At 74.4% G+C, this 22,213-nt stretch carries 21 protein-coding genes; 4 read left to right on the top strand and 17 right to left on the bottom strand.

Annotated features, from left to right (window positions below; all coding sequences use genetic code 11):
* Positions 1 to 15: 15 nt before the first annotated feature.
* Both ACI798_RS13465 and ACI798_RS13460 read right to left on the bottom strand, forming a co-directional pair.
* Complete coding sequence (locus tag ACI798_RS13465) at positions 16 to 384, bottom strand: hypothetical protein (protein ID WP_457048133.1); 369 nt, start codon at positions 382 to 384, stop codon at positions 16 to 18.
* Positions 381 to 1,529: an ATP/GTP-binding protein gene (locus ACI798_RS13460; RefSeq protein WP_456943212.1), complete on the bottom strand. Its 1,149-nt coding sequence runs from the start codon at positions 1,527 to 1,529 to the stop codon at positions 381 to 383. Before ACI798_RS13460 ends, ACI798_RS13465 begins: the two co-directional genes overlap by 4 nt.
* A 341-nt stretch (positions 1,530 to 1,870) precedes the next feature.
* Here ACI798_RS13460 and ACI798_RS13455 point away from each other — a divergent pair, with 341 nt between their 5' ends.
* A complete protein-coding gene (locus ACI798_RS13455; RefSeq protein ID WP_457048132.1) occupies positions 1,871 to 2,842 on the top strand; it encodes a quinone oxidoreductase family protein in 972 nt (323 codons plus the stop codon).
* A 38-nt stretch (positions 2,843 to 2,880) separates the two neighbouring features.
* On the opposite strand, the gene ACI798_RS13450 is transcribed toward ACI798_RS13455, so the two are convergent.
* From ACI798_RS13450 to ACI798_RS13415, 8 genes are all read right to left on the bottom strand, one after another.
* A complete protein-coding gene (locus tag ACI798_RS13450) occupies positions 2,881 to 3,840 on the bottom strand; it encodes a VWA domain-containing protein (protein ID WP_456943210.1) in 960 nt (319 codons plus the stop codon).
* 31 nt (positions 3,841 to 3,871) lie between these two features.
* The gene (locus tag ACI798_RS13445; RefSeq protein WP_456943209.1) at positions 3,872 to 4,900 is read right to left on the bottom strand and encodes a DUF58 domain-containing protein; all 1,029 of its coding nucleotides are present in this window, start codon (positions 4,898 to 4,900) and stop codon (positions 3,872 to 3,874) included.
* Entirely contained in the window at positions 4,897 to 6,195 is a 1,299-nt protein-coding gene (locus ACI798_RS13440; RefSeq protein ID WP_457048131.1) for an AAA family ATPase, read from the bottom strand. Before ACI798_RS13440 ends, ACI798_RS13445 begins: the two co-directional genes overlap by 4 nt.
* A 386-nt stretch (positions 6,196 to 6,581) precedes the next feature.
* The gene (locus tag ACI798_RS13435) at positions 6,582 to 8,048 is read right to left on the bottom strand and encodes a C40 family peptidase (RefSeq protein ID WP_456943207.1); all 1,467 of its coding nucleotides are present in this window, start codon (positions 8,046 to 8,048) and stop codon (positions 6,582 to 6,584) included.
* Positions 8,049 to 8,193: 145 nt separating this feature from the next.
* Positions 8,194 to 9,732, bottom strand: a complete 1,539-nt coding sequence (locus ACI798_RS13430; RefSeq protein WP_457048130.1) for an AMP-binding protein — start codon at positions 9,730 to 9,732, stop codon at positions 8,194 to 8,196.
* Between the two features lie 65 nt (positions 9,733 to 9,797).
* Positions 9,798 to 10,226 (bottom strand): DUF1772 domain-containing protein, encoded by a 429-nt coding sequence (locus tag ACI798_RS13425; protein ID WP_457048129.1) that lies wholly within the window; start codon positions 10,224 to 10,226, stop codon positions 9,798 to 9,800.
* A complete protein-coding gene (locus ACI798_RS13420) occupies positions 10,223 to 10,405 on the bottom strand; it encodes a hypothetical protein (protein ID WP_456943204.1) in 183 nt (60 codons plus the stop codon). Before ACI798_RS13420 ends, ACI798_RS13425 begins: the two co-directional genes overlap by 4 nt.
* Positions 10,402 to 11,160, bottom strand: coding sequence for an SIR2 family NAD-dependent protein deacylase (locus tag ACI798_RS13415; protein WP_456943203.1), 759 nt, complete (start codon positions 11,158 to 11,160; stop codon positions 10,402 to 10,404). Before ACI798_RS13415 ends, ACI798_RS13420 begins: the two co-directional genes overlap by 4 nt.
* A 139-nt stretch (positions 11,161 to 11,299) precedes the next feature.
* Here ACI798_RS13415 and ACI798_RS13410 point away from each other — a divergent pair, with 139 nt between their 5' ends.
* Genes ACI798_RS13410 through ACI798_RS13400 form a run of 3 tightly spaced genes read left to right on the top strand, consistent with a single transcriptional unit; the run spans position 11,300 to position 15,599 of the window.
* Entirely contained in the window at positions 11,300 to 14,125 is a 2,826-nt protein-coding gene (locus tag ACI798_RS13410) for an aconitate hydratase (protein ID WP_457048128.1), read from the top strand.
* Positions 14,126 to 14,130: 5 nt separating this feature from the next.
* The gene (locus ACI798_RS13405; protein WP_457048127.1) at positions 14,131 to 14,886 is read left to right on the top strand and encodes an SDR family oxidoreductase; all 756 of its coding nucleotides are present in this window, start codon (positions 14,131 to 14,133) and stop codon (positions 14,884 to 14,886) included.
* A gap of 11 nt (positions 14,887 to 14,897) precedes the next feature.
* Positions 14,898 to 15,599 (top strand): sirohydrochlorin chelatase, encoded by a 702-nt coding sequence (locus ACI798_RS13400; RefSeq protein WP_456943200.1) that lies wholly within the window; start codon positions 14,898 to 14,900, stop codon positions 15,597 to 15,599.
* A 16-nt stretch (positions 15,600 to 15,615) separates the two neighbouring features.
* On the opposite strand, the gene ACI798_RS13395 is transcribed toward ACI798_RS13400, so the two are convergent.
* The 7 genes from ACI798_RS13395 to ACI798_RS13365 form a co-directional block, all read right to left on the bottom strand.
* The gene (locus ACI798_RS13395; RefSeq protein WP_456943199.1) at positions 15,616 to 15,894 is read right to left on the bottom strand and encodes a hypothetical protein; all 279 of its coding nucleotides are present in this window, start codon (positions 15,892 to 15,894) and stop codon (positions 15,616 to 15,618) included.
* Between the two features lie 18 nt (positions 15,895 to 15,912).
* Entirely contained in the window at positions 15,913 to 16,737 is an 825-nt protein-coding gene (locus ACI798_RS13390; protein WP_456943198.1) for a sulfurtransferase, read from the bottom strand.
* Positions 16,734 to 17,201, bottom strand: a complete 468-nt coding sequence (locus ACI798_RS13385; protein ID WP_456929760.1) for an SgcJ/EcaC family oxidoreductase — start codon at positions 17,199 to 17,201, stop codon at positions 16,734 to 16,736. Before ACI798_RS13385 ends, ACI798_RS13390 begins: the two co-directional genes overlap by 4 nt.
* A 43-nt stretch (positions 17,202 to 17,244) precedes the next feature.
* A complete protein-coding gene (locus ACI798_RS13380) occupies positions 17,245 to 19,137 on the bottom strand; it encodes an ABC transporter ATP-binding protein (protein ID WP_456943196.1) in 1,893 nt (630 codons plus the stop codon).
* Positions 19,138 to 19,213: 76 nt separating this feature from the next.
* The gene (locus tag ACI798_RS13375; protein ID WP_457048126.1) at positions 19,214 to 19,996 is read right to left on the bottom strand and encodes an enoyl-CoA hydratase/isomerase family protein; all 783 of its coding nucleotides are present in this window, start codon (positions 19,994 to 19,996) and stop codon (positions 19,214 to 19,216) included.
* Complete coding sequence (locus ACI798_RS13370; RefSeq protein WP_387992902.1) at positions 19,993 to 20,220, bottom strand: helix-turn-helix domain-containing protein; 228 nt, start codon at positions 20,218 to 20,220, stop codon at positions 19,993 to 19,995. Before ACI798_RS13370 ends, ACI798_RS13375 begins: the two co-directional genes overlap by 4 nt.
* A 337-nt stretch (positions 20,221 to 20,557) precedes the next feature.
* Positions 20,558 to 22,159, bottom strand: a complete 1,602-nt coding sequence (locus ACI798_RS13365; RefSeq protein WP_457048125.1) for an ABC-F family ATP-binding cassette domain-containing protein — start codon at positions 22,157 to 22,159, stop codon at positions 20,558 to 20,560.
* Positions 22,160 to 22,213 lie beyond the last annotated feature (54 nt).

The following is a 22,213-nucleotide window of genomic DNA, read 5'->3' as shown; positions in this document are numbered from 1 at the left end:
GGCTATCGCGCGGCCTCACCGCCATTCGATGACGGGCGGCGGCTCAGGCAGCTCCCAAACTCGCTCGAAGTTGTCGGCGACCAAGGGCCAGATGCGCTGACGACCATCGTCGACCGATCGGATTTCACCGGCCGACGGCCCGAAGACGACGAAGTCGTGCGGGATCACCCGGCCGGCTCGATCACGCCGCCCCGCCGGGTCCGGAAAGCGCAGCGCCAGCAGCTCGGGCTGCGCCCCGATCGCTGCAACGCGACGGCATGCCTCGGCCGCGTCCTCAAGTCCCGAGAAAGCGGTGTCGTAGAGGGCAAGCGGATCCCCGGAGGCGTCGTTTCTGAGGAAGCGGAAACCCCACGCCCGTCCCCGGGAAGCCCAGATGAGGCTCACCGCAGGCTCCTGAGCAGGACCCGATCCTCTTCACCCTTGTCCAAGTCCATCCCGAAGCGGGTCAACGTGGCACGCAGGTAGTCCTTCTTCGCCAGGGCATCGGAGTTGATCTGCTTCATCTTCTCCCCGTCCAGCCCGGCTGCTTCGGCCAGGCTGGGACCGACGAAGTTCAAGACCTGCCCCACGAGGCCGAGGAACTTGCTCTTGGTCCCCACCAACGCAGTAGCCAGGGGCCCAGCGCCACGCAGCAGCATCTCGACCACCTTTCCCTGCAACGCCTCCGTCTGAGCCCACTTGACGTGGCGTTCGAAGGGCAGCATGGCGGCCAGCGGCAGGATCATGTCGACCCCGATGCGCTCGGTGACCTCGATCGTCTCAGCGCCGAACTTCGCTGACGAGAGCAGCACGAAGTCCTCACCGACGGACAGTGCGTCCTCCGCCTCCACCAGCCCGGCCAGCACCTGGCGCAGTGCGTCCAGGTCATCGGTTGCCTTCTCGACGAGGAGGTCCCGAAACGCGAACACGTCCAGGTCCGGCAACAGATCGGACTTCGACAAACCGAGCACCCAGATACGCGGGAAATCGACGAGCGGTTGCCCGTCCTCGAGCAGGTCGTCCTTGAGCGACAGCAACCCGTTTAGGAAGTTGGCGAACAACGACTTTAGGTACCGCTCCTCCTGCCCGGCGTTGTCCAGTAACCGCTGAGCGTCCACCAGCAAGAGCGCGACATCCGAGCTCAGCAGGGACCTGAACGTGTCGACGCGGCGCTGCGCCTCCTCGGGCCCGCTAACGTCCTGCTCGAACCACTCCCCTGGGTAGTCATGCCAGACCAAGCGCAGTGCGTCGAACGGCTTGTCTTTCATCGACTTGGGGGCGGATCCGTCCTTCAGCTTGATCGAGAAGGAGTAGGACGTCCCAGTGAAGCGGTTGGGCGCGGGCAGCTGCGCTGAGTTCTTCATGCCCAGGTAGTTCCGGTGCAGCCGGGCGCCCTGGCCGATGTTGTCCGCAACGACGTGGAAGAGGCTCTGCTTCCGGTACTGGGGTTCTTGAGTCGCTCCGTAGAACGAGGAGAGCAAGACCGTCTTGCCGCTACCGCCCTCGCCGAACACCGCTATGTGCTGCTCAAGAGCTCTGCTCACGTCCACCTGGGCAGACTAAAGACCAGCAGGAGCAAGTCACGACCGACGGGCTAAGGGCGTGTCACAGCAACGAGATCGCCCCGTCAGCAACACATGCATGGCAACGAGACCGCGCAGCAGCTCGCCCGGCCGGCATGCCACAGGTCCCGGATAGCCAGGCTCTGGCGCATATGCCGTGCCGTGGACCCGTCGCTTGGCGATGGGGCGGTTCCCTGCTGCCACGCACCGAGTGTCCCGGGCACCACCGACACATTGCTCGGGCTCCGCATTCGACTTGGCCCGAGCCGGAGGCCGTCTCAAGTCGACCAAACACCGCTGCGTCGGCGCCGTCCCCTAGCGTCCCCTGCATGCGTGCCGTGCAGATCACCCGCTTCGGCGGCCCCGACGTCCTCGACGTCGTCGACCTCCCCGACCCCGTCCCCGGCGACGGCCAGCAGCTCTACGAGGTGAGTGCGGCCGGCGTGAACTACGCCGACACCCACCAGACCGAGGACAGCTACCTCGCCCCGCAGACGCTGCCGCTCATCCCGGGGGCGGAGTTCGTCGGCCGGCCGGTGGGCGGCGGCGAGCGCGTCGTCGGCCTGCTGGACGGCGGCGGCTACGCCGAGAAGGTCGTCGCGAACCCGCGGCTGACCTGGCCGGTGCCCGACGCCGTCACCGACGAGCAGGCCCTCGCCCTCGTCCTGCAGGGCACCACCGCCTGGCACCTGCTGCGCACCAGCGCGCACCTGGCCGCGGGCGAGTCGGTCGTCGTCATCGCCGGCGCCGGCGGGGTCGGCTCGCTGGCCGTCCAGCTGGCCAAGCGCTGGGGCGCCGGGCGGGTCATCGCCACCGCCTCGAGCGCGGAGAAGCGGGCCCTGGCCGAGGAGCTCGGCGCCGACGCCACCGTCGACCCGGCGCTGGCCGACGACGACCCGAAGACGTTCAGCGCCGCGCTGCGCGAGGCCAACGGCGGCAAGCGGGTCGACGTCGTCCTGGAGATGACCGGCGGCAACGTCTTCGACGGCTCGTTCTCCGCGCTGGCGCCGTTCGGCCGGCTCGTGGCCTACGGCATGGCCGGCCGCCGCCCGCCGAAGCCGGTGCAGGCGCCGTCGCTCATGGGCACCAGCCGCGCGGTCGTCGGCTTCTGGCTGGCGCACTGCTTCAGCCGCCCGGCCATGCTCGACGACGCCATGACCGAGCTGCTCCAGCTCACCGCCGACGGGGCGCTGGAGCCGGTCGGCGGCGGCCGCTACCCGCTGAGCGCCGTCCGCGAGGCGCACCAGGACATCCTGTCCCGCCGCACGACCGGCAAGCTCGTCCTCGACCCGACGAAGTAGGGCCCCGGGCCGGGGAGGGCGACCTCCCCGGCCCGCGCTCAGAACAGGCGCTGCAGGCGCCAGGCCGCCAGGCCCAGCCCGCAGGCCAGCAGCAGCGTGGCGACGCGGACGAACCAGTACGAGACGTCCTGCGGCTCGGTGGTGTAGCCGATCTGGCTGCCGAGGTCGTCGTAGACCGCCTCGAGCTCGGCGCGGCTGCGCGCCTCGTTGTACTGCCCGCCGGTGTCGTCGGCGATCTGCCGCAGCGCGTCGCGGTCGATCGGCACCGGCGTCACCTCGCCGCCGATCTCGATCGAGCCGTAGTCGGTGCCGAACGCGATCGTCGACACCGGCACCTCGGCCGCCTGCGCCGCCGCGATCGCCTGCGTGTTCTCCCGGCCCACGGTGTTGTAGCCGTCGGAGAGCAGCAGGATCCGCGCCGGCGGCAGCTGCTCGGGGTCGTCGACGTCGAGCGTCGACTGGAACGTGGTGATCGTGGTGAGCGACGTGAAGATCGCCTCGCCGATCGCCGTCGCCTCCGACAGCTCAAGGTTCTGGATCGCGCCGCGCACCTGCTCGCGGTCGGTGGTCGGCGCCACCAGCGTGGAGGCGGTGCCGGAGAACGACACGAGCCCCAGGTTGATCCGCTCCGGGAGGATGTCGACGAAGTCGCTGGCGGCGGCCTTCATCGCCTCGAACCGGCTGGGCTCGATGTCCTCGGCCTGCATCGACAGCGAGACGTCCAGCGCGAGGACGACGGTCGCCGTCTCCCGCGGCACCCGGACCTCCGTGGACGGCTGCGCCAGCGACAGCACCAGCCCCAGCAGGGCGGTCAGCGTCAGGCCGAACGCCACGTGCCGCACCCAGCCCGCCCGCTTGGGCAGCAGGCTCTGCGCCAGCCCGGTCTGGGAGAACCGCGCCGCGTACACCCGGCGGCGCAGCTGGCGGACCACGTAGAGGACCGCCAGCGCGACGACGGGGACGAGCGCGATCAGCCACAGCGGTGACTGGAAACTCACGGGCGGGCCTCTCTCGTGGTGCGGTGGTTGCTCACCGGGACGCCCCGCCGCTGCCGGCGCGCCGCCGGTCGGCGACGAACCGGACGACGTCCATCACCCAGTCGCGGTCGGTGCGCAGCTGCAGGTGGCCGGCCCCGGCGCGGCGCAGCCCGGCGGCGATCGCCCGCCGCTGCTCGGCCGCGGCCTCGGCGAAGCGGGCGCGGAAGCGCGGGTCGCCGGTGGGCACCTCCAGCGTCTGCCCGGTCTCCGGGTCGACGACGGTCAGCGGGCCGACGTCGGGCAGCTCCAGCTCGCGCGGGTCGACCACCTCGATGCCCAGCAGCTCGTGCCGGGTGCCCAGGCCCCGCAGCGGGCGCTCCCAGTCCAGGTCGCCGAGGAAGTCGGAGACGACGACGACCAGCCCGCGGCGGCGCGGCGGGCGGCGCAGCGTCTCCAGCGCGGCGGCGAGGTCGCCGCGGCGGCCGGTCGCGGCCCGCGGGGTGGCGACGACGGCGCGCAGCAGCCGGTCGGCGGCCAGCCGCCCGGCCTGCGCCGGGTACCGGTCGACGCGCTCGCCGGTGGTGACGACGGCGCCGAGCCGGTTGCCGCCGTGCACGGTGAGGTGGCTGACCGCCGCGAGCCCGGCGATCGCGAGGTCCCGCTTGTCGCAGTTGCCGGTGCCGAAGTCGAGGCTGGCCGAGAGGTCCACCACCGCCCACGTCTCCAGCTCGCGGTCGGCGATCGTCTCGCGGACGTGCGGCACCTGCGTGCGCGCGGTCACCGGCCAGTCCATGCGGCGGACGTCGTCGCCGGGGTGGTAGGTCCGGGAGTCGCCGGCCTCGCTGCCGGAGCCGGGCACCAGGCCGAGGTGGTCGCCCTGCAGCAACCCGTCCAGGCGCCGGCGGACGGTGAGCTCCAGTCGCTGCAGCAGCACGTCGGCCGGGCCCTCGCCGAAGTGCGGCAGGTCGCCGTCGGGGTCGGCCGTCGCGACGGCGGGCCGGCCGGGCGCGCCGGCGTCGGGCTCGTCAGCGGGCGCGGCCGGGTCCTCCCCGGTCCGCGCCCGGCCGCGCCGCAGTCTCACGCCTGCGGGGTCCCCGGGACGTGCCCGTTGCCGCCGGGCCCCTGGGGCGCCTGGCCGTTGCCCACCGGGCCGTGCGGGGACGAGCCGTGCACGGACGCGCCGTGCGGCGGCTGGCCGTTGGGGACCGGGCCGCCGGGCTGGGGCTGCGGGGCGGGCGCGAAGCCGGGGGCGTAGGGGCCCTGCGGGCCGACCTGCGGCGGGCCGAACTGCGGCGCCCCCGGGGGCGGCACCTGCGGGCCGCCCGGCGCGGCGGGGCCGAAGCCGCCGGCCCGCTGCCGCGGGGTGACCTGGGGCAGCGGCACCGTCTGCAGGATCCGCTTGACCACGTGGTCGGCGGGCACGCCGTCGGCGAGCGCGTCGTAGGACAGCACCAGCCGGTGGCGCAGCACGTCGGTGGTGACGTCGAGGACGTCCTGCGGCAGCACGTAGTCGCGGCCGCGGACCAGGGCCAGCGCCCGGCTGGCGGCGATCAGGCCGAGTGAGGCACGCGGGCTCGCGCCGTAGGAGACCCACGAGGCGACGTCGTCCATGCCGTGCTCGCGCGGCTGCCGGGTGGCGACGACGAGCCGGACGACGTAGTCGACCAGCGCGTGGTGCACGAACACCTGCGAGGCGGTGTGCTGCATGCGGCGCAGGTCCTCGGGGCCGAGGACGGTCTCGGGCACCGGCGGGTTGGCGCCCATCCGGTAGATGATCTCGCGCTCCTCCTCGGGCGTCGGGTAGTCGACGAGCACCTTCATGAGGAAGCGGTCGCGCTGGGCCTCGGGCAGCGGGTAGACGCCCTCGGACTCGATCGGGTTCTGCGTGGCCAGCACGAGGAACGGGTCGGGCAGCGGATGGGTGATGCCGCCGATGGAGACCTGCCGCTCGGCCATGACCTCCAGCAGCGCCGACTGCACCTTCGCCGGCGCGCGGTTGATCTCGTCGGTGAGGACGAAGTTGGCGAACACCGGGCCGAGCTCGGTGTCGAAGGCGTCCTGCCCCGCCTTGTAGATGCGGGTGCCGAGGATGTCGGCCGGCACCAGGTCGGGGGTGAACTGCAGGCGGGCGAACTTCCCGCCGACGACGGTCGCCAGCGTCTCGACGGCGAGGGTCTTCGCGACGCCGGGCACGCCCTCGAGCAGCACGTGGCCGCGGGCGAGCAGGGCGACCAGCATCCGCTCGACCAGCCGGTCCTGGCCGACGATGACCCGCTTGATCTCGAACAGCGCGCGCTCGAGCAGCGCGGCGTCCACCGAGGGCGGGACCGGTGCGCCGGCGGGCTTCTCGAGCGGGGTGCTGGCGGCGGTGGTCACAGGGCTCCCTGTCGTGCCGGTCCGCGGCCTCCGGACGCGTCACGGGAGCGACACGGGGCCGGTGACGGGGCCTCTCGCCCGTCCCACGAGCCAGTGTCCTACACGGAGCCGGGAGTCCGGCCGTCGCGCGTACTGGCACGCCGGGCGCCGCCGGGGCGGGGCGCTTCGCGACGCGCCGGGCGACGCGCCGGACGGCGAGAAGGCCGCGGCGCGCCGGGTCCGTTCCCCTGCACCGCCGCGGCCCCTGCTGCTAGCGTGGCCCCTGCGTCGGGCAGCTCCCCCCGTGGCTGCCCGACGCCCCGAACTCCCGCCTCATCCGCTCCCTGTGGCCTCCCTGCAGGGTCCCGCCGCGAGCTCGCGGGTGGTGGGGGCAGGGAGGTCCTTCATCAGGCGGTCGGCCGCACGGCTCCGAAGTAGTCGCTGCCGAACCACATCGACGACACCCGCACGACGTCGCCGCTCTGCGGCGCCTGCACCACCTTGCCGTCGCCGATGTAGAGCGCCACGTGGTAGATGTCCAGGTACGAGCTGCCGTTGGCCCAGAAGACCAGGTCACCGGCCCGCAGGTCGGCCCGGGCGACGGTCTTGCCGCGGTTGAGCCACCACTGGTCACGGCTGGTGCCGCCGATCCGGATGCCGGCCTGGGCGTACGCGTACTCGGTCAGCCCCGAGCAGTCGAAGCCGTAGATGCGGGTGTCCGGCGGGATGCCGTGGCTCGGGCCGTTGGCGCCGCCACCGCCCCAGCTGTAGGGCAGGCCGCGCTGCGACAGCGCCGCGTCGATGGCCGTCTGCACCGCCGAGCCGGAGGGCGCGCCGGCCGCGGTGGTCGCCGGCGGCGTCGGGTTGCTGCTCGAGGACCCGCCCGACGAGGACCCGCCCGACGACGACCCGCCCGAGGACGCCCCACCCGAGGACGGGGACGAAGCACCCGACGAGGGGCGGCTCGAGGTCGAGTTCGAGGACGACGACGAGGACGACGACGAGGACGACGACGAGGAGGACGGGGAGCTGCCGGCCGAGCTGCGCGACGGCGCGGCCTGGCTCGCCGAGGCGGCCGCCGCCTGGCGGGCGGCCGCGGCGGCCTGCGCGGCCGCGGCAGCGGCAGCGGCCTCGGCGGCGTCCTGCTCGGCCTGCATGCCCGCGACCTGCTGGCCGGCGGCCTCGGCCTGGGCGGCGACGGCGTCGCGCTGCTCGGCGAGCGCGGCGGTCTGCTCGCGGGAGGCGGTCTCCTGGGCCTGCGCCCCGGCCAGCGCCTGCGCGGCCTGCTCCTGCAGCGTCTCGGCCTGCACGGACGCGGTCCGCGCCTGCTCCTGCGCCTGCGCGGCCTGACCCTGCAGCACGGTCAGCTCGCCGACGACGTCGACGCGGTGGGTGCCGGCCGCCTCGAGCAGCGCGGCCCGCTCGATCAGCTGAGCCGGGCCGCCGGCGGAGAGCAGCGCGGTGGCGCCGGGCGCGGTGCTGCCCTGCATGTAGGTGGTGCGCGCGTACCGGGCGACCTGGGTGCGGCCCTCGGCGAGGTCGGCGTCGGCCTGCACGGCGGCGGCCGCGGCGGCGGCGGCGGCCGCGCGGGCGGCCTCGTAGGCGGCCTGGGTCTCCTCGTAGTCCTGCAGCGCGATCTGCGCGGCCTGGTGCGCCTCCGCGGCGGCGGCCTCGGCCTGGGCCAGCTGGGCGCTGAGCACGCCGACCTGCGCGGCGGCGGCGTCGCGGGCGGCCTCGGCGGCGGCGATCTCGGCGTCGCTCGGCGCGGCCGACGCGGTGCCCGGCGTCAGCCCGAGGACGACCAGCCCGGCGACCGCCGTGCCCGCCGCCCGGACCGCCCAGCGGTGATGTCGCGTGCGCGTACCCGTACCCACGTGCCGACCCCTCCCGGTGCGCCGGCGTCGCAGGCCGGGCGCTCGTCTCCGGGCGCCCGTGCGGGCGCCACCCGGACCGGTTGTCGACCGGTCCGGGTGACCCCCGGAGGGGCAGGCGGGCGGATCTCCCCCTGATGAGGGAGGGCTAGTTCACCTGGCGGCCGCCGGTCTCCGACCAGAACGGCTCGCGCAGCTTGAACTTCTGGATCTTGCCGGTGGCGGTGCGGGCCAGCTCGTCGCGGAACTCGACCCGCTTGGGCGCCTTGTAGCCGGCCAGCCGGGACCGGCAGTGGGCGATGATCTCCGCCTCGGTCGCCGTCTCCCCCTCGACCAGCACCACCAGCGCGGTGACCAGCTCGCCCCACTTGTCGTCGGGGATGCCGATGACGGCGACCTCGGCGACGGCGGGGTGGCTGAAGACGGCGTCCTCGACCTCGATCGAGGAGACGTTCTCGCCGCCGGTGATGATCACGTCCTTCTTGCGGTCGGAGATCGTCAGGTAGCCGCCGTCGTCGAGGCTGCCGCCGTCGCCGGTGTGGAACCAGCCGCCGTCGAGCGCCTCCGCCGAGGCGTCCGGGTTGTCCCAGTAGCCGGCGAGCACCGTGTTGCCCTGCGCGAGGACCTCCCCGGACTCGCTCACCGCGATCCGGGTCCCGATCGCCGGGACGCCGGCGCGGGACAGCCGCTTCGCGCGCTCCTCGGGGTCGAGGTCGTCGTACTCGGCGCGCGGCCGGTTGATCGTGAGCAGCGGCGCGGTCTCGGTGAGGCCGTAGATCTGGTTGAACTCCCAGCCGAGCTCGGCCTCGACCCGGGCGATGGTCCGTGACGGCGGCGGCGCCCCGGCGACGACGATCCGCACCCGGTCGCGGCCGGGGACCTCGCCGTCCCAGTCGGCGGCGGCCTCCAGGACGGCGTTCCACACCGCCGGCGCACCGGACATCATCGTGACCCCGTGCCGCTCGACCCGGCGCAGGATCTCCGCGCCGTCCACCTTGCGCAGCACCACCTGGCGGGCGCCGACGCCGGCCATCGTGTACGGCAGGCCCCAGCCGTTGCAGTGGAACATCGGCAGCGTGTGCATGTAGACGTCGCGGTCGCTGACCTGCATGTGCATGCCGAAGGTGACGGCGTTGACCCAGACGTTGCGGTGGGTCATCTGCACGCCCTTGGGCCGCGCCGTCGTCCCGCTCGTGTAGTTGATCGTGGCGGTGGCGTCCTCGTCGGGCGCGCTCCACGGCCGCGGCTCGGCGTCGAACGCCAGCAGCTGCTCGTACTCCTCGCCGGTGGAGAACCGGTGTTCGGCCTCGACGCCCTTGAGGCTCGCCTCCAGCTCCGGGTCGACCAGCAGCACCCGCGCGCCGCTGTGCCCGACGATGTAGGAGACCTCCTCGGGGTTGAGCCGGAAGTTGATCGGCACGGCCACCCGCCCCGACGACGGCAGGGCGAGCAGCACCTCGAGCAGCCGGGCGGCGTTGTGGCTGACCACCGCGATCCGCTCGCCCTCCTCCACCCCGAGCGCGTCGAGGCCGGCCTGCAGCGCGCGGCCGCGGCGGGCCACCTCGCGCCAGGTCACCTCGCCCACCGGCGGGGCGGGCTGGTCCGGTTCGTCCACGACGCCGACGCGGTCGCCGTAGACCAGCTCGGCGCGGTCGAGGAAGTCGCGGGTGGTCAGGGGCACGCGCATGCCGGGCTCCCGGTGGCCAGGGCTGCCGGCGCGCCGGTCAGCCGCTCGACGTGGTCGGGGTCACGCTAGTCGCTGACGAGCACCAGCCACCCGGCCGCGACCACCCCGGCGGTGGCGGCCAGCGCGCGCACGGTGTCCGCCCGCAGCAGCCGGCCGAACGCGCCGGCGTCGAACCCCTCCGCCAGCCGCCGGTGCAGCGGCACGGCGAGCAGCGCGGTGACCCCGAGGACGACGGCGAGGCAGGCGCCGCCCACGAGCACCGGCGGCAGCGGGACGCCGTCGGGCCGGGCGGCCAGCAGCCACAGCGTGGTGACGCCCTGCCCGGCGAACAGCGGGCCCACGACCCGGGAGACCCGCCGCTGGTGCGCCCGCTCGTAGGCGGGGAACGCCGCGGCCGGCACCTGCGCGAACTGCGGGTAGACCAGCGCCCGCACGGTCCACTGGAAGCCGGCGTAGGCCGCCGTCAGCGCCAGGTGGACGACGAGCAGGGTCACCGCCGCGTCGTCACCAGCTCGTCCGACGGCTGGGTGGAGGCCGGCGAGCGCCACCGGTCGAGGGCGTCGCACCAGCGGCCGCCGACGGCGCGGTCGAGCACGATCCCCCCGTGAGCCCGCCGGGACAGCCCGCCGGGCACCGGCTCGCGGTACCGCGCCTCCGGCCCGGCGCGGGTCACGCCGTCCCCAGCAGCCGCGGCAGCGCCGTCGAGATGGGCTCACGGACGACGAGGTCGGCGAGCCCGTCGTAGGGCGTGGGCTCGGCGTTGACGATCACCACCCGAGCGCCGTGCCCGGCGGCGATCTCCACCAGCCCGGCCACCGGGTACACGACCAGCGAGGTGCCGACGGCGAGGAAGACGTCGCAGTCGGCGGCGGCCTGCGCCGCGGCGTCGAGGACCCGCTCGTCGAGGGCCTGCCCGAAGCTGACCGTCGCGGACTTGAGGATGCCGCCGCACACGGTGCAGGCCGGGTCGGGGTCGCCGGCGTCGATGCGGGCCAGCGCCTCGTCCATCGACGTCCGGTCCCCGCAGGACAGGCACTCGACCGCGTGCACCGTGCCGTGCAGCTCGAGCACCGCCCGCGGTGAGGACCCGGCGGCCTGGTGCAGCCCGTCGACGTTCTGCGTGAGCAGCGCCCGCAGCCGGCCCTGCCGCTCCAGGTCGGCCAGCGCCCGGTGCCCGGCGTTCGGGGCGATCGTGGCGGCCCGCACGTCCGCGCGCATGCGCCAGGCCTTCCGCCGGATCTCCGGGTCGGCGACGTAGTAGGACAGCGTCACGAGCTTCTCGGCGTCCGGGTCGCGGGTCCACACCCCGTTCGGGCCGCGGTAGTCGGGGATGCCGCTGTCGGTGGAGACGCCGGCCCCGGTCAGGACGGTGAACCGGCGGGCCTGCGCCAGCCAGGCGGGCAGCGGGTCGGGGACGGCGCCGGTCACGCGCCCACGGTAGGTCGCCGGTGAGAGCGACGTCACCGGGGAAGGGAAGGGTCGCCTCACCGGTGCGTCTCCGCAGGCGGCTGGGATGATGGGGGGTGGCATTCAAGCCCGATGGACTCTCGAGGGTGAGGCGCAAGCAGTGGCAGCCAGCAAGGACAGCTTCGGGGCCCGGGCGACGCTCAGCGTCGACGGCACCGACTACGACATCTACCGGCTCGACGCGGTCGAGGGCGCGGACCGGCTCCCCTTCAGCCTGAAGGTCCTGCTCGAGAACCTGCTGCGCACCGAGGACGGCGCGGACATCACCGCCGACCACATCCGGGCGCTGGCGAACTGGGACCCGTCGGCCGAGCCCGACCAGGAGATCCAGTTCACCCCGGCCCGCGTGGTCATGCAGGACTTCACCGGCGTCCCCTGCATCGTCGACCTCGCCACCATGCGCGAGGCCATGGCGGAGCTCGGCGGCGACCCGAACAAGATCAACCCGCTCGCGCCGGCCGAGCTGGTCATCGACCACTCGGTCATCGCCGACGTCTTCGGCACGCCGGACTCGTTCGAGCGCAACGTCGAGATCGAGTACCAGCGCAACGGCGAGCGCTACCAGTTCCTGCGCTGGGGCCAGGGCGCCTTCGACGACTTCAAGGTCGTCCCCCCGGGCATGGGCATCGTCCACCAGGTCAACATCGAGCACCTGGCCCGCGTGGTGTTCCCGCGCCAGGAGGGCGACCGCGTCGTCGCCTACCCCGACACGTGCGTGGGCACCGACTCGCACACCACGATGGTCAACGGCCTCGGCGTGCTGGGCTGGGGTGTCGGCGGCATCGAGGCCGAGGCCGCGATGCTCGGCCAACCGGTGTCGATGCTCATCCCGCGCGTGGTCGGCTTCAAGCTGACCGGCGAGCTGCCCGAGGGCTCCACCGCCACCGACCTGGTCCTCACCATCACCGAGATGCTGCGCCAGCACGGCGTCGTCGGGAAGTTCGTCGAGTTCTACGGCGAGGGCGTCTCCGCGGTGCCGCTGGCCAACCGCGCCACGATCGGCAACATGAGCCCGGAGTTCGGCTCGACCGCGGCGATGTTCCCCATCGACGAGGAGACCATCACCTACCTGGAGCTCACCGGGCGCCCGGCCGAGCAGGTGGCGCTGGTCGAGGCCTACGCCAAGGAGCAGGGCCTCTGGCACGACCCGTCGCGCGAGCCGGCCTTCTCCGAGTACCTCGAGCTGGACCTGTCCACGGTCGTCCCCTCGATCGCCGGCCCGAAGCGGCCGCAGGACCGGGTCGCGCTGTCGGACGCCAAGGCCTCCTTCCGCGAGGCGCTGCCGACCTACGCGCCGGTCGAGGAGATGGACCGCGACGACGACGACGCCGCGATCGCCGGCTCCAGCGTCGACGAGTCGGTCGAGGAGACCTTCCCGGCGTCGGACCCGGCCAGCCCGTTCGCGCACGACAACGGCGACGCCGGCAAGCCGCACCACGTCGTCCCCGGCCCGGTGGCCGACCGCTCCTCCAAGCCCACCCGCGTGGTGCTCGAGGACGGCACGGAGACCTTCGTCGACCACGGCCACGTCGTAATCGCCGCGATCACCTCCTGCACCAACACCTCCAACCCGCAGGTGATGATCGGCGCGGCGCTGCTGGCCCGGAAGGCCGTCGAGGCCGGCCTGCAGACCAAGCCCTGGGTCAAGACGACGCTGGCGCCGGGCTCGAAGGTGGTCACCGACTACTACGAGAAGTCCGGTCTCACGCCGTACCTGGAGAAGCTGGGCTTCTACCTGGTCGGCTACGGCTGCACCACCTGCATCGGCAACTCCGGCCCCCTGCCGGAGCCGGTGTCGGCCGCGGTCAACGAGGCCGACCTCGCCGTCGTCTCGGTGCTGTCGGGCAACCGGAACTTCGAGGGCCGGATCAACCCCGACGTCAAGATGAACTACCTGGCCAGCCCGCCGCTGGTCATCGCCTACGCGCTGGCCGGCTCGATGGACGTCGACATCACCACCGAGCCGCTGGGCACGGGCAAGGACGGGCAGGACGTGTACCTGCGCGACATCTGGCCCTCGCCGGCCGAGGTCCAGCGGGTGATCGACGAGGCGGTCTCGGCCGAGCAGTTCGGCCGCAGCTACGAGGACGTCTTCGCCGGCACCGAGCAGTGGCAGAACCTGCCCACGCCCACCGGTGACACGTTCTCGTGGGACGCCGAGAGCACCTACGTCCGCAAGCCCCCGTACTTCGAGGGCATGCAGGACCAGCCGGCCCCGGTGCAGGACATCACCGGCGCCCGGACGCTGGCCGTGCTCGGCGACTCGGTGACCACCGACCACATCTCGCCCGCGGGGTCGATCAAGGCCGACAGCCCGGCCGGGCAGTACCTGCGCGAGCACGGCGTGGAGCGGCGCGACTTCAACTCCTACGGCTCCCGCCGCGGGAACCACGAGGTCATGATCCGTGGCACCTTCGCCAACATCCGGTTGCGCAACCAGCTGGTGCCCGGCACCGAGGGCGGCGTCACCAGGAACCACCTGACCGGCGAGACGACGAGCATCTACGAGGCGTCGCAGGCCTACCAGCAGGCCGGCGTCCCGCTGGTCGTGCTGGCCGGCAAGGAGTACGGCTCGGGCTCGTCGCGCGACTGGGCGGCCAAGGGGACGGCGCTGCTCGGCGTCAAGGCGGTCATCGCCGAGAGCTACGAGCGGATCCACCGCTCCAACCTCATCGGCATGGGCGTGCTGCCGCTGCAGTTCCCCGAGGGTGAGAACCGCGAGTCGCTCGGCCTGACCGGCGACGAGGAGTTCACGATCACCGGGATCACCGAGCTCAACGAGGGCCGCACGCCCCGCACGGTGAAGGTGACCGCGGGCGACGTGGAGTTCGACGCCCGCGTCCGGATCGACACCCCCGGCGAGGCGAACTACTACCGCAACGGCGGGATCATGCAGTACGTCCTCCGCTCCCTGCGGCAGGGCTGACCTCGATGGACCTGGGCCTGGGCGGTCGCGGGTACCTGCTCACCGGCGCGAGCCGGGGGCTGGGACTGGCGACCGCCCGGGCCCTCGTCGCCGACGGGGCCCGCGTCCTCGTCAGCTCCCGCTCCGCCGAGTCGGTCGACGCGGCCGTGGCGGAGCTGGGCGACGGCGCCTCCGGGGTGGCCGCCGACCTCGCCGACCCCGGCGCGGCCGAGCTGCTCGTCGGCCGCGCGCTCGAGGTGCTCGGCCGGGTCGACGGCGTGCTGGTCTCCGTCGGCGGCCCGGCGCCGGGCACGGTGCTCCGGACGGCGGAGGACGACTGGCGGGCCGCCGTCGACAGCGTGCTGCTCGGCCCGCTGCGGCTGGTCCGGGCGCTGGAGCCGCACCTGTCCGCGGGGGCGGCGATCGGGTTCGTGCTGTCGACGTCGGTGCGCCAGCCGATCGGGCACCTGGCCATCTCCAACGCGCTGCGCCCGGGCCTGGCCATGACCGCCAAGGCGCTGGCCGACGAGCTCGGCCCGCGCGGGATCCGGGTGGTCGGGCTGATGCCCGGCACGATCGCGACCGACCGGATCACCGACATCGAGGCCGCCTCCGGCGACCCGGCGGCGATGCGGGCGCGCACGGAGGCCGGCATCCCGCTGCGCCGCGTCGGCGAGCCCGACGAGTTCGGCCGGGTGGCGGCCTTCCTGCTCTCCCCCGCCGCCAGTTACGTCACCGGCACGATGATCGCCGTCGACGGCGGCGTCCTGCGCACTCCGTGACACAGGACCCCGTGAGCGGCGCACCGGTCCTGGTCGCCTGCGCGCACGGCACGCGCAACCCCACCGGGCGCCGGCTGGTCGCCGAGCTGGCCCTGGCCGCGCGCCGGCTGCGCCCGGGCCTGGTGACGACGGCGGCCTTCGTCGACGTGCAGCCGCCGACGGTGGTCGACGTCGTCGCGGGACTCGCCGCGGAGGGGCGGCCGGCCGTCGTCGTGCCGCTGCTGCTGTCCGGCGGCTACCACGTGCACGTCGACATCGCGGGCGCCGTCGCCGCGCACGACTCGGCCGTGGCCGCCCGCCCGCTGGGCCCCGACCCGCGGCTGGCCGACGTGCTCGCCGACCGGCTGACCGAGGCCGGCGCCGACCCGCGCGACCCGCTCACCGCCGTGGTCCTCGCCGCCGCGGGCTCCAGCGACCCGCGGTCGGTGGCCGACGTCGAGGACACCGCCGACCTGCTGCAGCGCTCCTGGGCCGGCCCGGTGACCACCGGCTACGGCTCGGCCGCGCAGCCCCCCGTCGCCGACGCCGTCGCCGCCGCGCGCAAGGCCGGCGCCGAGCGGGTCGTCGTCGCCTCCTACCTGCTCGCGCCCGGCCACTTCCACGGCAAGCTGGCCGAGGCCGGCGCCGACGTCGTCACCGCGCCCCTGCTGCCCGACGAGCGGATCGCCGCCGTCCTGCTCGACCGCTACGACGCCGCCGTCGGGAGCCGATAGCGCGACGAAGGCCCCCTCAGGCGGTCCAGCCGAGCCACCGCTCGCCGACCACGAGGACGGCGACGAACAGGACGGCGGCCGCCACCGGGACCACCGGTGTCCACCACGAGCGGCGGACCGCCAGCCGCACGAGCGCCACGGCTCCGGCCAGCCAGGCCAGCCACAGCGGCACGAGGACCGGCCCGGGGACCACCAGCCCGCCGGCCAGGTAGAACCAGCCGACGACGAGGTGCGCGAGCCCGGCCAGCCCGGCGAGGACCGGCGGCCCGGCGCCGCGGGCGGTGTCGGCGGGCACGACGGGAGTGGGCGGGCGTCAGCCCGGGTCCGGGCCGGTCGCCGCCGGGCGGGACGGGTCGGCCGACCACTGGGACCAGGAGCCCGGCCACAGCGCCGCCTCGACGCCGGCCTCGGCCAGTGCCGCCACCTCGTGCGCGGCCGTGACGCCCGACCCGCAGTAGACGCCGACCGCCGTCCCCGGCCGCACGCCCAGCGCGGCGAACCGGTCGGCCAGGTCGGTCCGGAACCGGCCGTCGCCCTGCAGGTTCTCCCCCGTCGGCGCGCTCACCGCACCCGGCACGTGCCCGGCCCGCGGGTCCACCGGCTCGCGCTCGCCGCGATAGCGCTCGCCGGCCCGCGCGTCCAGCAGCACCCCGCCGCGCGCGGGCAGCGCCGCGGCCTCGTCGACGGTGAGGGTCGGCATCCCGCCGCCGGTGAGCACCACGTCGCCGGGCTCCGGGACGACGTCGCCGGTCTCCAGCCCCCCGCCGGCCGCGACCCACGCGTCCAGCCCGCCGTCGAGCAGCCGGACGTCGGTCAGCCCGCCCCAGCGCAGCAGCCACCACGCCCGCGCGGCGGCCTGGCCGCCGGTGGCGTCGTAGGCCACGACGGACGAGCCGCGGCCGACGCCCCACCGCCGGGCCGCGGCCTGCAGGGCCTCCACCGGCGGCAGCGGGTGCCGGCCGTCCGCGGCCGACGGGGGTGCGGAGAGCTCGGTCTCCAGGTCGACGAACACCGCGCCCGGCAGGTGGCCGGCCAGGTACCGCCGCCGGCCGTGCGGGTCACCCAGCGCCCAGCGGACGTCGAGCAGCACCGGGAGCGGGCCGGCCAGCAGCTCGGCGGCCCGCACGAGCACGCTCACCGGGCGGTGGCGAGCAGCCCGCGCAGCTCCTGGGTCAGCGCGTCCCGGGCGTCGCGGCGGCCCAGCCACGCCGCCGGCGTCGCCTGGAACAGCGTGGTCTTCCACCGCCCGCCGCCCTCGTCGACGGCGACCAGCGTGTGGATGCTGTGCAGCCCCGGGTCCACGTCGTCCTCGCCCGGCGGGATCATCCCGGCGTGCGCGTGCAGCACGGCCACGCCGTCGGACACCGCGCGCACCGAGCGGACCACGGCCACGTAGGTCGCCGTCGGGTGGCTGCCGAACACCCGCCGCAGGTCCGAGGCGATCGACAGCCGGCCGCTCACCGAGGTCCCGTCGTAGCCGACCATGTCGCCGTCGTCGGCGAAGACCGCGGCCACCGCCGCGCCGCTGCGCCGGTTCCAGCCGTCGACGAAGTCGGCGTAGAGGGCGCGGATCTGGGCGTCGTACGGGTGCGCGGACGTCACGGTGCTCCTCCTGGTGCAGCTGGGGCAGGAGGAACGCTAGTTGCTACGCCGCGCCGACCGTCCGACGCTCGCCGTCGGCGAACTGGGTCCGGTAGAGGTCGGCGTAGCGGCCCCCGAGCGCCAGCAACTCCTCGTGAGTGCCCGACTCCACGATGCGACCGTCGTCGACCACGAGGATCTGGTCCGCACTGCGGATCGTGGACAGCCGGTGCGCGATCACCAGCGACGTGCGGCCGGTCAGCGCGGTGTCCAGCGCGTGCTGCACCGCGACCTCCGACTCGCTGTCCAGGTGGGCCGTCGCCTCGTCGAGGATGACGATCCCCGGCGCCTTGAGCAGCACCCGCGCGATCGCCAGCCGCTGCTTCTCCCCGCCCGACAGCCGGTAGCCGCGGTCGCCGACGACGGTGTCCAGGCCGTCGGGCAGCGCGGCCACCAGCGCGGCGATCCGCGCGCCGGTCAGCGCCGCCCACAGCTGCTCCTCGGTGGCGTCCGGGCGGGCGTAGAGCAGGTTGGCGCGGATGGTGTCGTGGAACAGGTGCGCGTCCTGGCTGACGACGCCGATCGCGTCGCGCAGCGAGGCCAGCGTCGCCTGCCGGACGTCGAGCCCGCCGACCCGCACCGCGCCCCCGGTCACGTCGTACAGCCGCGGCACGAGGTTGACGATCGTCGACTTGCCCGCGCCCGAGTGCCCGACCAGCGCGACCATCTGCCCGGGCTCGACCCGGAACGACACGTCGTGCAGCACCGCCGTCGGGCCGCCGTGCTCAGGCAGTGACACGTCCTCGAGCGAGGCCAGCGACACGTCGGTGGCGGCCGGGTAGCTGAAGGAGACGGCGTCGAACTCGATCGACCGGTCGCCGGCCGGGACCGGGACGGCGTCGGGCGCCTCGGCGATCATCGGCGCCAGGTCGAGCACCTCGAAGACCCGGTCGAAGCTGACCATCGCGCTCATGACGTCGACCCGGACGTTGGACAGTGCGGTCAGCGGCCCGTACAGCCGGGACAGCAGCAGCGCCAGCGCGACGACGTCGCCCGGCGACAGCGACCCGTCGAACGCCAGCCAGCCGCCCAGGCCGTAGACCAGCGCGGTGGCCAGCGCCGCCACCAGCGTCAGCGCGGTGAAGAAGGTGCGGCCGTACATGGCCGACAGGACGCCGATGTCGCGCACCCGCGCCGCGCGGCCGCGGAAGCTCTCGGCCTCGGTGTCGGGCCGGCCGAACAGCTTGACCAGCAGCGCGCCGGCGACGTTGAACCGCTCGGTCATCGTCGCGTTCATCGAGGCGTTGAGCCCGTAGGACTCCCGGGTGATCTCCTGCAGCCGCTTGCCGATCCGCCGCGCGGGCAACACGAACAGCGGCACCATCACCAGCGAGAGCAGGGTGATCTGCCAGGACAGCGTGAGCATGACGCCGGCGGTCAGCACCAGGCCGATCACGTTGGAGACGACGCCGGACAGCGTCGAGGTGAACGCCTGCTGCGCGCCGACGACGTCGTTGTTGAGCCGGCTGACCAGCGCGCCGGTCTGGGTGCGGGTGAAGAACGCGACCGGCATGCGCTGCACGTGCTCGAACACCCGGCTGCGCAGGTCGTAGATGACGCCCTCGCCGATCCGGGCGGAGTACCAGCGGGTGGCCAGCGAGATCGCGGCGTCGAGCACCGCCAGGCCCGCGATGAACAGCGCGATGCGGACGATGCCGCCGGCGGTGCCGTCCAGGCGGGCGATCCGGTTGACGATGTCGCCGGCCAGCAGCGGGGTGAGCACGCCGATGACCGAGGAGCCGACCACCAGCAGCAGGAAGAAGGTGAGCTCGCGCCGGTAGGGCCGGGCGACGCCGAGGATGCGGCGCACCGTCCCCTTCGGCAGCGGGCGCGAGGTGACCGACGGGTCCCGGCGGAACGAGCGCATCGCCGCCATGGAGGTCATGGGGCTGCTCACGACACGACCTCCTCACGGCCGGACGGGGACCGGCCGCTGGCACAACAGCGGCCGGTCCCCTCCTGTTCCGGATCCCTCAGCGGCGCACGAGCGCGGCGAGCTCGGCCAGCCGCCGCGACTGCGCGGCCCGCTCGGCCGCGTCCTGCGCCTCCGGGGGGTTGCGGACGGCCGAGCGCACCAGGGCCGCGGTCTCCCGCACCGCCCCCGCCGGCGGCGCGGTGAGCGCGGCGACCAGCGTCGCCACCGCGGCGTCGAGCTCCGTGGCCGGGACGACGGCGTTCGCGATCCCCCACGCCAGCGCCTCCGCCGCCGGCACCGGCCGGCCGGTCACGCAGACCTCCATCGCCCGCGCGTAGCCCACCAGCTCCGCCAGCGTGCTCGTGCCGGTGAGGTCGGGGACGAGGCCGAGCGTCGCCTCGGGGAGCCGCAGCGAGGCGTCCTCGGTCATCACCCGCAGGTCGCAGGCGAGCGCCAGCTGGGCGCCGGCGCCGATCGCGTGCCCCTGCACCGCGGCCACCGAGACGATCCCCGGCGAGCGCAGCCAGCGGAAGCCGCCCTGGTACCCGCGGATCCGCTCCTGGGCGAGCTCGGGTGGCATCGTGCCCAGCTCGCCGAGCCCGCCGGGGGTCGACGGGTCGGCGCCGAACAGGCTGCGGTCCAGGCCCGCGGAGAAGGAGCGGCCGCTGCCCCGCACGACGACCACGCGGACGTCGTCGTCGAGCGTGGCGCCCACGGACGCCAGCGCCGCCCAGGTGGGCGGCGTCTGGGCGTTGAGCTGGTCGGGCCGGTCGAGCGTGACGGTGAGGACGGCGCCGTCCCGGCTGGTGCGGACCCAGCCGTCGGCGTCGGCCGCCGTCACGCGGTCTTCTTGCTGTTCCGGTTGGCCCCGCCACGGCTGCGCAGCGTCGCACCGGACTCCGACAGGAGCCGGTGCACGAACCCGTAGGACCGGTTGGTCGAGGTGGCCAGGGAGCGGATGCTCTCCCCGCCGTCGTACCGCTTCTTCAGCTCGTCGGCCAGGGTGGTGCGGTCCCCACCGGTGATGCGCTTGCCCTTGCCGAGGTCCGTGCTCGAGTCGGCCATGACTCCCCTCCGTCGCAGCCGTCCGCGCCGGCGACGGGCGCCGGCCCGATCGGGTGCTGGCTCGCGTGGTGCCGCCGTCCCCGTGACGCCGGCCTCCCGGATCGATGATCACCCAGCCCGCGCGGCTCGGCCACGCGAATGACAAGTTCTCGGCGAGCCGCCCCGGGAGGCGCGGCGGGCGCGGGGTGGGGCCGGCCGGTCACCCGCCGGGCAGGTGCGCTCGAGCCCACCCGCCGCGAGCGCGTGCGCCTGTCGTCCTCCTCGACGACGCGGGCAGGGCCGGCGCGGTGCGCCGCACGTCGTCCCAGCCCGCCAGGGGTCCGCTGCGCGAGCTCGACTAGGCCAGCTCGACCAGGTCGGCGAGGTCCTCGCTCCAGGCGTCCTCGGTGCCGTCGGGCAGCAGGATCACCTTGTCCGGGTCGAGCGCGCGGACGGCGCCCTCGTCGTGCGTCACCAGCACGATCGCGCCGGTGTAGGTGCGCAGCGCGTCGAGCACCTGCTCGCGGCTGGCCGGGTCGAGGTTGTTGGTCGGCTCGTCGAGCAGCAGCACGTTGGCGCCGGAGACGACGAGCGTCGCCATCGCCAGCCGGGTCTTCTCCCCGCCGGAGAGCGTGCCGGCGCGCTGGTCGGCGGCGTCGCCGGAGAAGAGGAACGCGCCGAGGATCCGCCGCAGCTCGGTGTCGGTGCTCTGCGGCGCGGCCGCGCGCATGTTCTCCAGCAGCGAGCGGTCGTGGTCGAGGGTCTCGTGCTCCTGCGCGTAGTAGCCGATCCGCAGCCCGTGGCCCGGCTGCACCTCGCCGGTGTCGGGGACCTCGGTGCCGGCCAGCATCCGCAGCAGCGTCGTCTTCCCGGCGCCGTTGAGCCCGAGCACGACGACCCGCGCGCCCCGGTCGACGGCGAGGTCGACGTCGGTGAACACCTCGAGCGAGCCGTAGCTCTTGGACAGCCCCTCCGCGGTGAGCGGGGTGCGCCCGCACGGCGCCGGCGTGGGGAACCGCAGCTTCGCCACCCGGTCCTGGACGCGGACCTCCTCCAGCCCGGCGGCCAGCCGCGAGGCGCGCTTGTCCATGCTCTGCGCGGCCTTGGCCTTGGTGGCCTTGGCGCGCATCTTGTCCGCCTGCGCGGTCAGCGCGTCGATCTTGCGCTCGGTGTTGGCCCGCTCCTGCTTGCGGCGCCGCTCGTCGGTCTCCCGCTGGGCGAGGTAGGGCTTCCAGCCCAGGTTGTAGACGTCGACGGTGGCCCGGTTGGCGTCGAGGTGCCACACCTTGTTGACCACGGCGTCGAGCAGCTCGACGTCGTGGCTGATGACGATCAGCCCGCCCTTGTGCGCGGCGAGGAAGGTCTTGAGCCACGCGATCGAGTCGGCGTCGAGGTGGTTGGTGGGCTCGTCGAGCAGCAGCGTCTCGGCGTCGGAGAACAGGATGCGGGCCAGCTCCACGCGGCGCCGCTGGCCGCCGGACAGGGTGCGCAGCGGCTGGCCCATGACCCGGTCGGGCAGGCCGAGGGCGGTGCAGATGCGCGCGGCGTCGCTCTCGGCGGCGTACCCGCCCAGCGCCGCGAACTGGTCCTCGAGCCGCCCGTACCGGCGGACCGCGCGGTCGCGCTCGGCGTCGTCGGCGGGCTCGGCCATGGCGACCTGCGCCTTGACCAGCTGGGCCTTGAGGACGTCGAGGCCGCGGCCGGACAGCACGCGGTCGCTGGCGGTGGTGTCGAGGTCGCCGCTGCGCGGGTCCTGCGGGAGGTAGCCGATCTCGCCGGACACCTCGACCTTGCCCGCGTGTGGCAGGCGCTCACCGGCGAGCGTGGTGAGCGTGGTGGTCTTGCCGGCGCCGTTGCGCCCGACCAGACCGATGCGGTCACCCGGCTGCACGCGCAGGCTGACGTCGCTGAGGAGGACGCGGGCGCCGGCGCGCAGTTCGAGGCCGGTCGTCGTGATCACTGATCCCAGGGTAGGCCCTGTCGTCCCGGAACCGGAGCGGATTGCCGGGTGACG

This window comes from Geodermatophilus sp. SYSU D01045, assembly GCF_054050295.1.
The sequence above is the reverse complement of the archived record's forward strand: the minus strand, read 5'-3'. Positions and strand labels throughout refer to the sequence as shown.